Raw genomic sequence first — 12,364 nt, 5'->3', positions numbered from 1 at the left:
GGCGGAAATTACTTGATCGTTCCCTTGGGCAACACCTGCACCACGGCCGTGCGCTGAATTTGGATCTGCACGCCATCGGCCACCTCGACATGCAAGTAAGTGTCGCCGAGCTTGGCGATCTTGCCCAACAGCCCGCCGGCGGTGACCACCTCGTCGCCCTTGGCCAGCGCCTCAATCATGGCCTTGTGCTCTTTCTGGCGCTTCATCTGCGGGCGGATCATGATGAAGTAGAGCACCACGAACATCAGCACCAGCGGCAGCAGGCTCAGCAGGGTCGATTCGGTGCCGCCTTGCGCGGCCGGGGCTGCCTGGGCGAATGCGTCAGAGATGAACACGGGACGTCTCCGGGATGAGTCGATACAAACGGACGATTGTATGCCGGCAGGCCAGGAACCGATCTGCGTCAGACCCCAGCGGCCGGGTCACGGTTTGCCCGGGCTGCCGTGGGGCTTCTCGGCGCCTATACTTTTCAAGTCTGGCAGGGCCGTCGCCTCCCTGCCGCCCTGCTGTGGCGGCACGACCGCACAAGCGATGCAAGGCAGTGGCGGCGGCTCTCACGTCCTTGGGCTTTCACGCACTACACGCTCATGCAACGCTGGCTGATCCTCGTGGGCATCGTCTGCTTGTTGCTTGGGCTGCTGTGGCCTTGGCTGTCCAAGCTGCCCCTGGGGCGCCTGCCGGGCGACCTGCACATCGAGCGCGAGGGCTTCAGCTTTCACTTTCCACTGACGACTTCGGTTCTCATCTCGCTGCTGTTGAGCCTGATTCTGTGGTGGTGGCGGAAGTAAAGCCGCCCACGATGCCCCCGAGGCGCCCGCTCCGACGGGGGGCAATCGCCAGCATCAGCTCCCCCGGCCTGCCCGTTCTGCCCGTTCCCCTTTCACCTTCATATCGCACGCCCAGCGTCTCCCGGGCCATCGGCGCGGCCGCTTGCCGGATGCCGGTACTGCACACGAGAAGCGCCAAGCCATGGTTCTTCCGAAAAGCGTTTCTTGCAGGCCAATTTCCGTTGGGTTCGGGCTGAAATCGAAGTCGCCGAGCGATTCAAAGCTGATTCAAAGCCGGCGGGCTTGGGTCCTCCGAGCGCCTCCGCGCCTGCGTCACCTTGCGTCGGTTCGTGGACGACGGCGCCGCCTCGGGGCCGGCGCGGCCGGTGGGGTGAGCCGCTCTCGCTTTTCCACCAGAAAATCGATCAGTGCCCGCACCTTGGCCGGCATCTTGTCCCGCGTGGGCACGTAGAGGTACAAGCCGGGAAACGGTTTGCACCAGGCTTGCAGCACCCTCACCAAACGCCCATCTTGCAGGTAGGGACGCACTGCCCATTCCAAATGCTGCACGAGGCCCACTCCCTGCAAAGCAGCACGGATCATCCCCTCATCGTCATTGGTGACCAGGTTGCCGTGAGGCTCGACCGTGAACTCGTGTCGAGCTGCGTTGGCTGACCGGGTCGGCGCAGAGAACTCCCATCGAAAGATCGCCCCGCTGCTGCTCAGCCGATATCTCACACAGTTGTGTCGCGCCAGATCCGCGGGCTCTTTGGGAATGCCGTGCCGCTCGAAGTAGCCCGGTGTGGCCACCACGGCCATTTCCATCGGTGGACTCACCGGCACGGCGACCATGTGCTCGGCCAGGCTCTCGCCAAACCGCAGGCCGGCATCGCAGCCCTCGGCCACGATGTTGGACAAACCATCGTCCATCACCAGCTCCAGCTGCAGTTTGGGAAAGCGCGTGAGGAACTCGCCCAAGTGCGGCTCCAGCAGCAACCGGGCCGCCACGCGCGAGGTATTCACCCTCAGCAAGCCCGATGGCTCCAGACCCGCGTCGTCCAGTTCATGGACCGCGCGCTGAATACTCGACAGAGCCGGCTGCAGCGTATCCAGCAGGTGCCGCCCTTCTTCGGTCAGGGACAGGCTGCGCGTCGTGCGATGGAGCAAGCGCATGTTGAGCCGTTGCTCCAACGCAGCGATGCTTTGCGACAACGCCGCGCGGGTGACGCCCGCTTTGGCCGCTGCTTTGGTGAAGCTGCCGTGTTGGGCCACCAAGGCGAACCAAGCCAGGGAAGGGAGCAGAGAGGGCAGCTGGGCCGGATCCATGATTGTTTAGTTTAGCTTACGTCTGCGCTAATGATTGGGAGCTTTGAAGAATCCAATCGAGTTTCTACAGTTCACCTCATGCCGCCACGAGCGGTTCGGTGCAACAGCCTCGACCCCAAGGAGCACGACATGCAAACCATCACGTTCCAAAACCGCAACGGCCAAGGCATCACGATGGCCGCCAACATCCACACGCCTGCTGACTTCGACGCGGCCAAGCGCTACCCCGCCATCGTGGTGGCCCATCCTGGTGGCGGCGTCAAGGAACAGGCCGCTGGCCTGTATGCGGCCAAGCTGGCCGCGCATGGTTTCGTGACCGTCGCTTTCGACGCTTCCTACCAAGGGGCCAGCACGGGTGAGCCCCGCCAATTGGAGAACCCCTACATCCGCACCGAAGACCTCAGCGCCGTGATCGACCACCTCATCACGCTGCCCTATGTCGATGCCGAGCGCATCGCCGCCATGGGGGTGTGCGCCGGCGGCGGCTACGCGGCCAATGCCGCGATCAACGATCGTCGCATCAAGGCGCTGGGGACGGTCAGCGCGGTCAACATCGGCGCGATGTTCCGCCAAGGCTGGGAGGGAAAGAATCCTGCCAAGGATGCGATCGGTCTCTTGCAGCACGGCTCGCAAGCGCGCAGCCATGACGCCACGGCGCAAGCCCTGATGACCATTCCGATGGCCCCGATGCGCAAGGAGGATGCGCCCAATGCCGAATTGGCCGAAGCCTGGGAGTATTACCACACCCCCCGTTGCCAACACCCCAATGCACCGGGGTTTACCTTGGCCCGCAACCTGACGCAGCTGGTGACCTACGACGCGTTCAACTTTGCAGAGCTGTACCTGACGCAGCCCGTGCTGGCCATCGTCGGCAGCGAAGCGGGCAGCAAGTGGATGAGCGAAGACCTGATCCAGCGTGCGGCCAGCACCGACAAGCGGCTGCATGTCGTGCCTGGCGGCAACCATATGTCCTTCTACGACGTGCCGCGGTACGTGGATGAAGCCGTGACGGCACTGGCATCGTTCTTCCAATCCAAGCTGCGCTGAACCGCTACCCCCCAAGAGGCCCCCAGATGAGCACCGTCAAAACCGTCCAGATCAAAACCCGTTATTGGGACATTGCTGCAGACTTGCATGTCCCACCCGGCTTCGATGAGAACAACACATACCCAGCCATCCTCAGCGCTCACCCCATCGGCAGCTGCAAAGAGCAGACCGCGGGCAACGTCTACGGCAAAGCGCTGGCCGAATCGGGCTTCGTCGTCATCGCCTTCGACCGCAGCACGCAAGGGCAAAGCGGCGGTGAGCCCCGCTACACCGAAGACCCGGCCATGGCCGTGGAGGACTTCAGCCGCGTCATCGATCACCTGGTGACGCTGCCCTATGTCGATGCCGATCGCATTGGGGCGCTGGGCATCTGCGGCGGCGGGGGTTATGCCATCAAGGCGGCCATGATCGAGCGCCGCATCAAGGCCGTGGCCAGCGTCACAGGGGTCAACTTCGGCCGCCTGTGCCGTGAAGGCTTCAGTGGCTTCGATCCCATCGGACAGCTGCAGGCCATGGCCCGGCAACGCACGGCGGAAGCGCGGGGCGCGGCGCTCCAGGTCGATCCATTCTTGCCACCCTCGATGGCCGCGGCGACCCAGGCGGGCATCACGGACATCGACGTGCTTGGCGCGACCGACTACTACACCCGCCGTTGTCCCCATGACAACGCCGGCACGCGCGCCCTGTTCTCGCGCCGCGCGGCCGCGGTGGCCTGGGACGCCTTCCATCTGGCCGAGACCCTACTGACCACGCCGCTGATCGTGGTGGTCGGCGACAAGCCCGGTGGCTTTGGCGCCTACCGCGATGGTTTGGAGATCTACGCGCGCGCGGCCTCCAAGGTCAAGGAACTGGTCGTCGTCGAAGGGGCCACGCACTATGACCTGTACGACCAGCCCGGGCCGGTGGGCCAGGCACTGGCCAGGTTGGTGCCGTTTTTCAAGAACAACCTCTGACGACGACGAGGTGCCGGGCAAGTTCGGTGAGTGGAACCAAGCCACCATCGGAGAAGACCTCAAGCCGTATCGGCGCGCGGCGGACTTCATCGAAGGCTCTGGTTTGGACGACACCATCCTGCGCCCGGCCTGGCTGACGGACGAAGACGAGGTGCACTATGAAATCACGGCCAAGGGCCAACCCTTCAAGGGCACTGTGGTGTCGCGCAAAAGCGTCGCCGATCTGATCACCAGAATTGTGACCCGTCCCGATCGGTACGTGGGCGAGAGCCTCGGCGTGAACAAGCCGGGCAGCGATGGCGACAAGCCATCCTTCATGTAAAGGGAGAGGCAAGATGCTCAAGTGGTTTGCCCTTGCGCTGGCGGTGCTCGTGGCAGCAGCGTCTCTTGTACTGTTTGCCATCACCTGGATCGAGCGTCGCCAGGCCCGTGAACTGGAAGGCAAGCTGCCCTATGCGCCGCCTGCCGCCGCCTCGGCGTCTCGCACGGCAGTGGTGTATTTCTCGCGCTCGGGCAACACCGCACTGGCCGCCCGCCATGTAGCCAAAAGGCTGGGAGCGCCACTGTTCGCTTTGGACAGCCCCGACCACGCCCTGGGCATGCGAGGTCTGGCCCATGCGCTCAAGGATGCGAATGCCCACAAAAGCCAACCCGAGGCGCTGCCCGACATCACGCCGCGCACGATCGACCTGACACCGTTCGACACCGTCTGGCTGGGGTCTCCCGTGTGGCTCTACAGCCCCGCGCCGCCGATCTGGGCCTTTGTGGAGCACAACCGCTTCGACGGCCAACATGTGGTGCTGTTCAACACCTTCAACAGCCACATCGGCGAGGATCACATCGCCAAGTTCAAGGCCAAGGTGATGGCGCAGGGCGCCAAGTCTTTCGAGCACCGCCATGTGCTGCGCGGGCGCATGACGCGACAACTCACGCCAGAGCAGATGCTGCAGGCCATCGATGATGAATGGTTCGGGCAGCGCCATTGAAACAACAGACCCCGTCGGATCGGCCGAATGCTCGGCGCATCGGCACACCGCGTGACCCGTCGGATTCCTCAACGTGCCCTGGCGGCCATGCGGCCTGGATCAGCGCCACGCCCGAAGCCCAGACGGGCTGCGTCCATCAGTCGGCCATGCTCACACCGTCGCCATGTCGATCACGAAGCGATACTTCACATCGCCTTGCAACATGCGCTCGTAAGCCTCGTTGATTTGATCGGCACGAATCCGCTCGATGTCGGCCGTGATACCGTGCGCGGCGCAAAAGTCCAGCATCTCCTGGGTTTCGGGGATGCCACCAATGGCCGAGCCGTGGATGCCGCGGCGCTTGAGCAGCAGGTTGAACACGTTTGGCGAGGGGTGCGGGGTGGCCGGTGCACCCACCAGCACCAGTTGGCCGTCACGTTTCAAGCAGGCCAGCAGCGCATCCAGATCGTGCGGGGCGGCGACCGTGTCTAGGATCAGGTCGAAGCGTTTGGCCTGGGCGGCCATCGCGGCCGCATCACGCGAGACCACCACCTCGTGCGCACCCAAGGCCAGCGCCGCCTGACGCTTGGATTCGGAGGTGGTGAAGGCCACCACCTGCGCGCCCAAGGCGCGTGCCAGCTTGAGGCCCATGTGGCCGAGCCCGCCGATGCCGACCACGCCCACCGTCTTGCCCGGCCCGGCACCCCAGTGGCGCAGCGGTGAGTAGGTGGTGATGCCGGCGCACAGCAGCGGCGCCACGGCCGCCAACTGCGCTTCGGGGTGGCGGATGCGCAGCACATAGCGCTCGTCCACCACGATGCGCTGGGAATAGCCGCCCAAGGTATGGCCCGGCGGATCGGCCGTGGGGCCGTTGTAGGTGTAGACCGGATGGTCGCAATAGTTTTCCAGGCCGGCTTCGCATTCGGGGCAATGGCGGCAGCTGTCCACGAGACAACCCACGCCGACGAGATCCCCCACGCGATGGCGCGTCACCTGGGCGCCCACCGCGGCCACGCGTCCAACGATTTCATGGCCAGGAACACAAGGGTAGAGCGTGCCGGCCCATTCCGAGCGCACCTGGTGGATGTCGGAGTGGCAAATGCCACAGTAGGCAATGTCGATCACCACATCGTGCGCGCCCGGCGCGCGGCGCGTGATCACCAGGGGCTCCAGTGGGCGGTCGGCCGCGTGCGCACCCCAGGCCCGCACGGTCGAAGCTGTCGCGGTCATCGCGTCGTTCTCCTTGTCAATTCGTCGGGCCTGAACTGAGCAGGCCGATCGACCCGAGGCAACGGGACGGCTTCATTTTTCTTGCAGCAGCTGGAAATCCGGTAGCCAAATCTTGGAAGCTTCTTGCCTGATCCTCCGCATCTTCCAGGTTTGTGCATGCGGGTCATGGCATGCGGCGGTATGCTTGCGCTTGCAATCACAGGAGAGGGCATGCGCACTGATCCGTTCGGCATCGACATGGACGGCGTCCGTGGCCATTTGGCCGTGGCGATCGCCGGGCACGTAGGCGGCGCTGAAGATCGGGCGACCGCCTTGCCCGGGCTTGCGCTGTTTCGCCGCGAGACGACCACCGAGCCGTGTGAGTGCCGGGTCGAGCCGGCGGTGGTGTTGGTCGTGCAAGGGATGAAACAGCTGCTGCTGGGCGGCAAGCCTTATCCCTATGACGGAAGACAATTCCTCGTCACCTCGCTGGACGTGCCGGCCGCCTCGCAGGTTCTGCAGGCCAGTGCGGACCGACCTTGCCTCGGCTTGGTGCTCAAACTCGATTTGCGCTTGCTGGCAGAGCTGATTGCCCAAAGTGGATGGCCTGCGCCACGGGACAAAGCCGCCGACGGCAGCGCGATGCTCGGTCAGGTCACGCCCGCCCTGCTCGATGCCTTCGCGCGGCTGGTCGATCTGCTGGACCAGGATGCCGCAAGCCAGGCCGTGCTTGCGCCGCTGATCGTGCGCGAGATCCACTTCCGCTTGCTGCAAAGTGAAGCGGCCGCGCGCCTGTGGCAGATCGCCTCGGTGGGCACGCCGGGGCAGCGCATTGCGCGAGCCCTAGAGTGGCTGCGCAGCCACTATCGCGAGCCCTTGCGGATCGCCGACCTGGCCGCCCAAGTGCAGATGAGCCCCTCGAGCTTGCACGAGCACTTCAAGCAACTGACGGGCATGACGCCGCTGCAATACCAGAAGTGGCTGCGCCTGACCGAAGCGCGGCGGCTGATGTTCAACGAACGGTTGGGGGCTGCTGAGGCTGCCTTCCGAGTTGGCTATGAAAGCGCCTCGCAGTTCAGTCGCGAATACTCGCGCTTGTTTGGCACCTCGCCGCGCCGTGATGTCGAGCGGGTGACGCCGCGCGGCCAGCGGGCCGGCACACGCACGGGCACCCCAGTGGCGCCCGACCTGCAGATCTTCACCGCCTCCACCTCGTCACGGTCCCTCCGTCATTGGCCAGGGACGGGTTGAGACGGACAGTCCATTGGGACGCTATGCCCTGCGTGGCGGTGACGAGTCTTGCATCGGCCTCATGCCTTGCTGATCCAAGCGCGATGGACAACCGCTCGTGGTGACGCACGTGCAAGTCACTGCCACGCAAGGCCTTTTGCGTGTGCTTGGGCGAAGACGTTGGTGCCGGTTTTGAAAGGGGACAGAGCAAAAAGAGCGTCGGACGGGGCCGAGTCCTCGAGCGCGTTGTCGTGAGATCGGATTCGCCAGCGGAGGCGTGGTTGTCGTAACAGGCCATCAGCACCGCTTGCATCAGCCCAGCGCTGCTGGCAAGTCAAGGCCGATCCTCCAGCGTCTTCCGATCAGCACGCAACGTCTGCGGCAGCGACGTCACCTGGCTCAGCAGGTCCCGAAGGACAGGCGCATCCGCGAATCGCCGTTCGAGCGTGGCATGGGCGTCGCACCACAGCGGATAGGCCCGCTTGAGCAGCGCATGCCCCGACGCCGTCAAGCGCACGCGGCGCTTGCGGCGATCTTCATCATCGGCGATCACCGCCAGCAGCCCCCGTCGTTCCAGCGGTTTGATCAGCGCCGTCAGCGTGGTCCGGTCCATGGCCAGGAACGGGGCGAGTTCGCCCACGGTGGGTGCGTGCGGGCGGTTCAGTGCCATCAGCAGTGAGAACTGCCCGTTGGTCAGATCCAGCGGGCGAAACACTTCGTCGAAGTGACGGGCGAGCACCCGCGCCGCCCGCTGCGCGTGCAGGCACAGACACGCTTGGGCCACTTCGACGGTCTTGACATGGGGAAAGGTGTCACGCACACTCGCAATTATGTTGATATCAACGTAGATCGTCCACAGTCCCCACGTCCCGCGTTCGCCCCCAGATCCTCGCCATTCAGGAGACCGACATGCCGATCCCGAAGAACACCGTATGCATCTGGTACGACCGCGAGGCCGAAGAAGCCGCGCATTTCTATGCATCGGTCTTCCCCGACAGCGCCGTGACCGCGGTCAGCCGTGCGCCAGGCGACTATCCGGGCGGTAATGCGGGGGATGTGCTGGTGGTGCGCTTCACCGTCTGCGGCATCCCCTGCATCGGGCTAAACGGCGGGCCGACTTTTCCGCACACCGAGGCCTTTTCTTTCCAGATCGCCACCGACACGCAGGAGGAGACCGACCGTTACTGGAACGCCATCGTCGGCAACGGCGGGCGCGAGAGCGAATGCGGCTGGTGCAAGGACCGCTGGGGCGTGAACTGGCAGATCACGCCGCGCACGCTCACCGAGGCGCTGGCGGCGGGTGGGGCCGAGGCCGAACGCGCCTTCGTCGCGATGATGACGATGAAGAAGATCGACCACGCCGCGATCGATGCGGCGCGGCGCGGATGACTAAAACGCATTGAAGGAGATCCGCCATGACGCCACCGATCGAGATCTCGACACATGTTCCCGTCCCGCCCGAGCGGGCTTGGGAGGCATTCAATTCCCCCGTGGCGATCACGCAATGGAACCAGGCCTCGCCTGATTGGCATTGTCCCCGAGCGACGGTCGACCTGCGGGTCGGCGGGCGGCATGTCGCCCGGATGGAGGCGCGCGACGGCTCCTTCGGTTTCGATTACGCCGGCACCTACGAGGAGGTCGAGGCGCCCCACGTCGTCGCGCTGCGGCTCGACGATGGTCGTCTTGCGCGCACGACCTTCACTCCCGAAGGCGCCGGCACTCGGGTCACCACCACCTTCGACCCGGAGGGCACGCACTCCATCGAGATGCAGCGTCAGGGCTGGCAGGCGATCCTCGACAGCTACGCGGCCTTCGCCACCCGCGCAGGCTGAGTGCTGTGCGAGGCAAGACCCACTACGCCAACGGCCAGCCGGTTTTCGTCCAGACCGGCGAGCGGCTCACCCATTTCTTCAAGACTGGCCTCAAGAAGGCCGAGGGCATTTCCATCGACGGCGTCATGCAGGGCGAGTGGCGCTTCTGGCGCGAGACGGGCGAACTCTGGCAGGTCGGCCATTTCCGTGATGGCTTGAAACACGGGGAGTGGCTGCGCTTCGCCCGCGATGGTTCCGTCGAGAAGCGTGAAACCTTCGCCGACGGCAAGGCCAAGCGAGGGCGGTCATGACGATCGATCTGGCGCAGGACATTGCCGCGCCCATCGAACTTGTCTGGACCTGCTTGACCGGTGCCGATGCACTGGCGCAGTGGTTCGGCACGCACATGCATCTGGACGCCCGCGCAGGCGGTGGTTTCATCGAAACCTGGTGCAACGGCAACCGAGCGGTGACGACGCGCGGCACCGTGCTGCACATCGAACCGCCACACCGGCTGGACCTTTCGTGGCAAGACGACGACTGGCCCGTCGCAACGCGCGTTTCGATCGCGCTGGAGTCCTGTGGCACCTCGACCCGGCTGACGCTTTGTCATTCGGGCTGGAGTGCGCTGGGAACGGCGGGCGCCGTACTCGCCCAGGCACATCGCGCCGGTTGGGCTGCCCATCTGGACGCGCTGCGGCAGCATGCCGAAGCGGCTGCCCGCGGTCAGGACGGCGTGGTCGCGGCGAACGCCACACGCACCCCTCCGCCAGCCCGATGACCGGATCGGCACCGATGCGATGCCGCGCACGGCAGTGTGGCATCTTTCGATCGAACGCCAAACGAAGGAGCCAACATGAGCAAAGTCTTCGTCAACATCGCCCTCTCGCTGGACGGCTACCTGGCCCCCGACGGGATGGACATGGCGCACTTCGCCGACCCCGGCTACAAGAACTGGGGCGCCAAGTGGGGCGCGCTCATGACCTGGGCGCTCGAGCAACGCTATCTGCGCGAGAAGCTGAAACTCGGTGAAGGCGGAAAAACCGGCCCGGTCAACGATGCGCTGCGCCACACCTTCGAACGTACGGGCGCGCACATCATGGGCCGACGCATGTTCGACGGCGGCGAGAGGGGCTGGCCGGAAGAGGCGCCGTTTCACACCCCGGTCTACGTACTCACGCATCAGCCGCGCGAACCCTGGGTGCGGCCTGGCGGTACGGTCTTCCACTTCATCAGCGACGGGTCCGAGCGCGCGCTGGCGCTGGCGCGCGAAGCGGCCGGCGACCGCGACATCCGCATCTCGGGCGGTGCCGACGTCATCCAGCAGTACCTCAATCTCGACGTCGTCGATGAACTGGAGATCGCGCTCGCCCCGGTGCTCTTCGGCGGGGGGCGCCGGCTGTTCGAGCATCTGGCCGAGCCCTTCCCGCGTTGGCGCATCGAGCGCGTGCTGCACGATGACACGGCCACCCACCTGCGCTACGTGCGCGACTGAGCGACACGCCATCAACTTTAGTGAAGGAAGCTACGATGCCACTAGCAACCTACCGCGGACGCTGCCACTGTGGCGCCGTACGGTTCGAAGCCGACGCGGATCTCGACGCCGGCACCGTGCGCTGCAACTGCTCCATCTGTACTCGGTCGCGCTTCTGGTTGGTCTTCGTGACGGCCGAGCGCTTCCGCCTGCTCGCAGGGGAAGAAAAACTCTCCGACTATCGTTTTGGCGCCCAGCGTATCCGTCATCGGTTTTGCAGCGTCTGCGGCGTCAAACCGTTTGGCATGGCCTCCGACGGCAGCGGTGTGGCGATCAGCGTGAACTGCCTCGACGAACTTACGCCCGAGCGACTCGCAGCGCTGCCCGTGACCTACGTGGACGGGGCACACGACCGCTGGGATGCGTCACCGGCAGTCACGTCCTATCTGTAACCTGAGCTTTGCCGGTGGCAGCCACCAAGCCACGTGGACGCTCTCGAGCAGCAACCAGCAGGAGCGTGTCACACAACGGTCCCGGATGAAAGCAAATTCACAGAGGCGCGACGGGATGCTGCCCCCGGTTCAGGGCGAAGTGGCTTGGGTCACGCCGGAGGGTCGCAAACCGTACTGGCGGCAAACGATTACCGATCTGAGATGCCACCGGTAGAGAAATACCCACCCGGACGCTGTCACGTTGATGCTCGACATGTCGAGGACTGGCCATCCAAGCGCAAAGAGCACCTCAAGCCTCACCGCCCGCCCGCCTTCGCCGCCTGATACGCCTCGATCAGCGGCAGGACGGCTTGGCGCCGCTCCAGGCTCTCCTGCGGCCAGTAGCGCTCTCGCTCGTAGTATTCCGGCACCGAAGGTACCCCTGCCGGCAACACCACCCAGGGCTGTTTCGAGGCGGTGAAGATGTGGATGTCCGGCGGCAACAGGTCGGGGTTGTCCAGAGTGCCCACCCGCACGAACTTCACCACCGGACCGGCGCCGGCGTAGTGGCTCCATACCGCCACCTTGCACTTCGGGCAGCGCGCGATGAGCTGGCCAGCGCCACTTTGCGACGGAGTGTTCACCTGTTCCGGGGGCTCTCCCAGGTTCGCCACCCGGTCGGCCTCGATCAAGGCGTTCAACGCAAACGCCGAACCCGACTCTCGCTGGCACCAGCGACAATGGCAGCAGTGGACGTACAGCGGGGCACTTTCCATGCGGTAGCGCACCGCACGGCAGTCGCAGCCGCCTTCGATGAGAAACGCAGCAGAGGGGAGCATCTGGTGTCCTTGCGGGAGGGACGAGGCCCGGTGTCATCTTAGCGCGCCAGGAAGCACCCGTCGCTCACAGAGGAAGTGATGCATGGACCCCACCCCGCCATCGACCCAGCGCAGTTCATTCACGTCCGTGTGGTGCTGAGCATGATCGTCAGCCTGGCGCTGGGGCCCGGTTGCTCGCCGGGCTGACCCGCTTCGTGCAGCCCCCGAAGAAGCTCCGCGTCTACGTTCCTCGCCTGCTGGGACTTCGACTTCCTGCTGATCCTGCTCATCCAAGCGCGATGGACAACCGCTCGTTGTGACGCACGTGCAAGT

General features: G+C 64.9%; 18 protein-coding genes. 13 read left to right on the top strand and 5 right to left on the bottom strand.

Annotated elements, in window-relative coordinates:
• Positions 1 to 8 precede the first annotated feature (8 nt).
• Positions 9 to 335: a preprotein translocase subunit YajC gene (yajC, locus tag CTA01S_RS07835; RefSeq protein WP_019561858.1), complete on the bottom strand. Its 327-nt coding sequence runs from the start codon at positions 333 to 335 to the stop codon at positions 9 to 11.
• Between the two features lie 252 nt (positions 336 to 587).
• Here yajC and CTA01S_RS07830 point away from each other — a divergent pair, with 252 nt between their 5' ends.
• Entirely contained in the window at positions 588 to 788 is a 201-nt protein-coding gene (locus CTA01S_RS07830) for a DUF2905 domain-containing protein (protein ID WP_062194189.1), read from the top strand.
• Positions 789 to 1,100: 312 nt separating this feature from the next.
• Here CTA01S_RS07830 and CTA01S_RS07825 read toward each other — a convergent pair whose 3' ends face one another.
• Positions 1,101 to 2,093: a LysR family transcriptional regulator gene (locus CTA01S_RS07825; RefSeq protein ID WP_062194186.1), complete on the bottom strand. Its 993-nt coding sequence runs from the start codon at positions 2,091 to 2,093 to the stop codon at positions 1,101 to 1,103.
• Positions 2,094 to 2,222: 129 nt separating this feature from the next.
• On the opposite strand from CTA01S_RS07825, the gene CTA01S_RS07820 reads away from it, so the two are divergent.
• Genes CTA01S_RS07820 through CTA01S_RS07805 form a run of 4 tightly spaced genes read left to right on the top strand, consistent with a single transcriptional unit; the run spans position 2,223 to position 5,079 of the window.
• Positions 2,223 to 3,140, top strand: a complete 918-nt coding sequence (locus CTA01S_RS07820; RefSeq protein ID WP_062194490.1) for an alpha/beta hydrolase — start codon at positions 2,223 to 2,225, stop codon at positions 3,138 to 3,140.
• Positions 3,141 to 3,166: 26 nt separating this feature from the next.
• Positions 3,167 to 4,093, top strand: coding sequence for an alpha/beta hydrolase (locus CTA01S_RS07815; RefSeq protein ID WP_062194182.1), 927 nt, complete (start codon positions 3,167 to 3,169; stop codon positions 4,091 to 4,093).
• 10 nt (positions 4,094 to 4,103) lie between these two features.
• Positions 4,104 to 4,415: an NAD(P)H-binding protein gene (locus CTA01S_RS07810; protein WP_232301023.1), complete on the top strand. Its 312-nt coding sequence runs from the start codon at positions 4,104 to 4,106 to the stop codon at positions 4,413 to 4,415.
• A gap of 13 nt (positions 4,416 to 4,428) precedes the next feature.
• Entirely contained in the window at positions 4,429 to 5,079 is a 651-nt protein-coding gene (locus CTA01S_RS07805) for a flavodoxin family protein (RefSeq protein ID WP_062194177.1), read from the top strand.
• Positions 5,080 to 5,229: 150 nt separating this feature from the next.
• Here the strand turns inward: CTA01S_RS07805 and CTA01S_RS07800 are convergent, their stop codons facing one another.
• Positions 5,230 to 6,288, bottom strand: coding sequence for an NAD(P)-dependent alcohol dehydrogenase (locus tag CTA01S_RS07800; protein WP_062194171.1), 1,059 nt, complete (start codon positions 6,286 to 6,288; stop codon positions 5,230 to 5,232).
• A gap of 210 nt (positions 6,289 to 6,498) precedes the next feature.
• On the opposite strand from CTA01S_RS07800, the gene CTA01S_RS07795 reads away from it, so the two are divergent.
• The gene (locus CTA01S_RS07795; RefSeq protein ID WP_084362353.1) at positions 6,499 to 7,518 is read left to right on the top strand and encodes an AraC family transcriptional regulator; all 1,020 of its coding nucleotides are present in this window, start codon (positions 6,499 to 6,501) and stop codon (positions 7,516 to 7,518) included.
• A gap of 313 nt (positions 7,519 to 7,831) precedes the next feature.
• Here the strand turns inward: CTA01S_RS07795 and CTA01S_RS07790 are convergent, their stop codons facing one another.
• Positions 7,832 to 8,317 (bottom strand): MarR family winged helix-turn-helix transcriptional regulator, encoded by a 486-nt coding sequence (locus tag CTA01S_RS07790; protein WP_062194169.1) that lies wholly within the window; start codon positions 8,315 to 8,317, stop codon positions 7,832 to 7,834.
• An 89-nt stretch (positions 8,318 to 8,406) separates the two neighbouring features.
• Here CTA01S_RS07790 and CTA01S_RS07785 point away from each other — a divergent pair, with 89 nt between their 5' ends.
• The 7 genes from CTA01S_RS07785 to CTA01S_RS17005 all read left to right on the top strand — a co-directional run bounded on the left by CTA01S_RS07785 (position 8,407) and on the right by CTA01S_RS17005 (position 11,448).
• Positions 8,407 to 8,886 carry a VOC family protein gene (locus CTA01S_RS07785; RefSeq protein WP_062194167.1) on the top strand — a complete coding sequence of 160 codons (480 nt, stop codon included), beginning with the start codon at positions 8,407 to 8,409 and terminating at the stop codon, positions 8,884 to 8,886.
• Positions 8,887 to 8,912: 26 nt separating this feature from the next.
• Positions 8,913 to 9,329, top strand: a complete 417-nt coding sequence (locus tag CTA01S_RS07780) for an SRPBCC domain-containing protein (RefSeq protein ID WP_019562293.1) — start codon at positions 8,913 to 8,915, stop codon at positions 9,327 to 9,329.
• A 5-nt stretch (positions 9,330 to 9,334) separates the two neighbouring features.
• Complete coding sequence (locus CTA01S_RS07775; protein ID WP_062194164.1) at positions 9,335 to 9,619, top strand: toxin-antitoxin system YwqK family antitoxin; 285 nt, start codon at positions 9,335 to 9,337, stop codon at positions 9,617 to 9,619.
• On the top strand, positions 9,616 to 10,089 hold the full coding sequence (locus tag CTA01S_RS07770; protein ID WP_062194161.1) for an SRPBCC family protein: 474 nt from the start codon (positions 9,616 to 9,618) through the stop codon (positions 10,087 to 10,089). Before CTA01S_RS07775 ends, CTA01S_RS07770 begins: the two co-directional genes overlap by 4 nt.
• 75 nt (positions 10,090 to 10,164) lie before the next feature.
• Positions 10,165 to 10,803: a dihydrofolate reductase family protein gene (locus CTA01S_RS07765; RefSeq protein ID WP_062194157.1), complete on the top strand. Its 639-nt coding sequence runs from the start codon at positions 10,165 to 10,167 to the stop codon at positions 10,801 to 10,803.
• A gap of 35 nt (positions 10,804 to 10,838) precedes the next feature.
• A complete protein-coding gene (locus tag CTA01S_RS07760) occupies positions 10,839 to 11,234 on the top strand; it encodes a GFA family protein (RefSeq protein ID WP_062194153.1) in 396 nt (131 codons plus the stop codon).
• On the top strand, positions 11,203 to 11,448 hold the full coding sequence (locus CTA01S_RS17005; protein ID WP_371326085.1) for a DUF6920 family protein: 246 nt from the start codon (positions 11,203 to 11,205) through the stop codon (positions 11,446 to 11,448). Before CTA01S_RS07760 ends, CTA01S_RS17005 begins: the two co-directional genes overlap by 32 nt.
• An 82-nt stretch (positions 11,449 to 11,530) precedes the next feature.
• On the opposite strand, the gene CTA01S_RS07755 is transcribed toward CTA01S_RS17005, so the two are convergent.
• Complete coding sequence (locus tag CTA01S_RS07755) at positions 11,531 to 12,052, bottom strand: GFA family protein (RefSeq protein ID WP_019562288.1); 522 nt, start codon at positions 12,050 to 12,052, stop codon at positions 11,531 to 11,533.
• Positions 12,053 to 12,364: the final 312 nt, after the last annotated feature.

Origin of the sequence: Caldimonas taiwanensis NBRC 104434 (genome assembly GCF_001592165.1) — a bacterium.
Taxonomy (GTDB): domain Bacteria; phylum Pseudomonadota; class Gammaproteobacteria; order Burkholderiales; family Burkholderiaceae_C; genus Caldimonas; species Caldimonas manganoxidans.
This window is presented reverse-complemented; position numbering and strand designations above follow the sequence as displayed.

Excerpts from the sequence above, each read along its gene's own strand:
- CTA01S_RS07785 (WP_062194167.1), top strand. The coding sequence starts at position 8,407 with ATGCCGATCCCGAAGAACACCGTATGCATCTGGTACGACCGCGAGGCC.
- CTA01S_RS07815 (WP_062194182.1), top strand. The coding sequence starts at position 3,167 with ATGAGCACCGTCAAAACCGTCCAGATCAAAACCCGTTATTGGGACATT.
- CTA01S_RS07825 (WP_062194186.1), bottom strand. The coding sequence starts at position 2,093 with ATGGATCCGGCCCAGCTGCCCTCTCTGCTCCCTTCCCTGGCTTGGTTC.
- CTA01S_RS07755 (WP_019562288.1), bottom strand. The coding sequence starts at position 12,052 with ATGCTCCCCTCTGCTGCGTTTCTCATCGAAGGCGGCTGCGACTGCCGT.
- CTA01S_RS07760 (WP_062194153.1), top strand. The coding sequence starts at position 10,839 with ATGCCACTAGCAACCTACCGCGGACGCTGCCACTGTGGCGCCGTACGG.
- CTA01S_RS07805 (WP_062194177.1), top strand. The coding sequence starts at position 4,429 with ATGCTCAAGTGGTTTGCCCTTGCGCTGGCGGTGCTCGTGGCAGCAGCG.
- CTA01S_RS07830 (WP_062194189.1), top strand. The coding sequence starts at position 588 with ATGCAACGCTGGCTGATCCTCGTGGGCATCGTCTGCTTGTTGCTTGGG.
- CTA01S_RS17005 (WP_371326085.1), top strand. The coding sequence starts at position 11,203 with ATGCGTCACCGGCAGTCACGTCCTATCTGTAACCTGAGCTTTGCCGGT.
- CTA01S_RS07780 (WP_019562293.1), top strand. The coding sequence starts at position 8,913 with ATGACGCCACCGATCGAGATCTCGACACATGTTCCCGTCCCGCCCGAG.
- CTA01S_RS07795 (WP_084362353.1), top strand. The coding sequence starts at position 6,499 with ATGCGCACTGATCCGTTCGGCATCGACATGGACGGCGTCCGTGGCCAT.
- CTA01S_RS07770 (WP_062194161.1), top strand. The coding sequence starts at position 9,616 with ATGACGATCGATCTGGCGCAGGACATTGCCGCGCCCATCGAACTTGTC.
- CTA01S_RS07820 (WP_062194490.1), top strand. The coding sequence starts at position 2,223 with ATGCAAACCATCACGTTCCAAAACCGCAACGGCCAAGGCATCACGATG.
- CTA01S_RS07800 (WP_062194171.1), bottom strand. The coding sequence starts at position 6,288 with ATGACCGCGACAGCTTCGACCGTGCGGGCCTGGGGTGCGCACGCGGCC.
- CTA01S_RS07765 (WP_062194157.1), top strand. The coding sequence starts at position 10,165 with ATGAGCAAAGTCTTCGTCAACATCGCCCTCTCGCTGGACGGCTACCTG.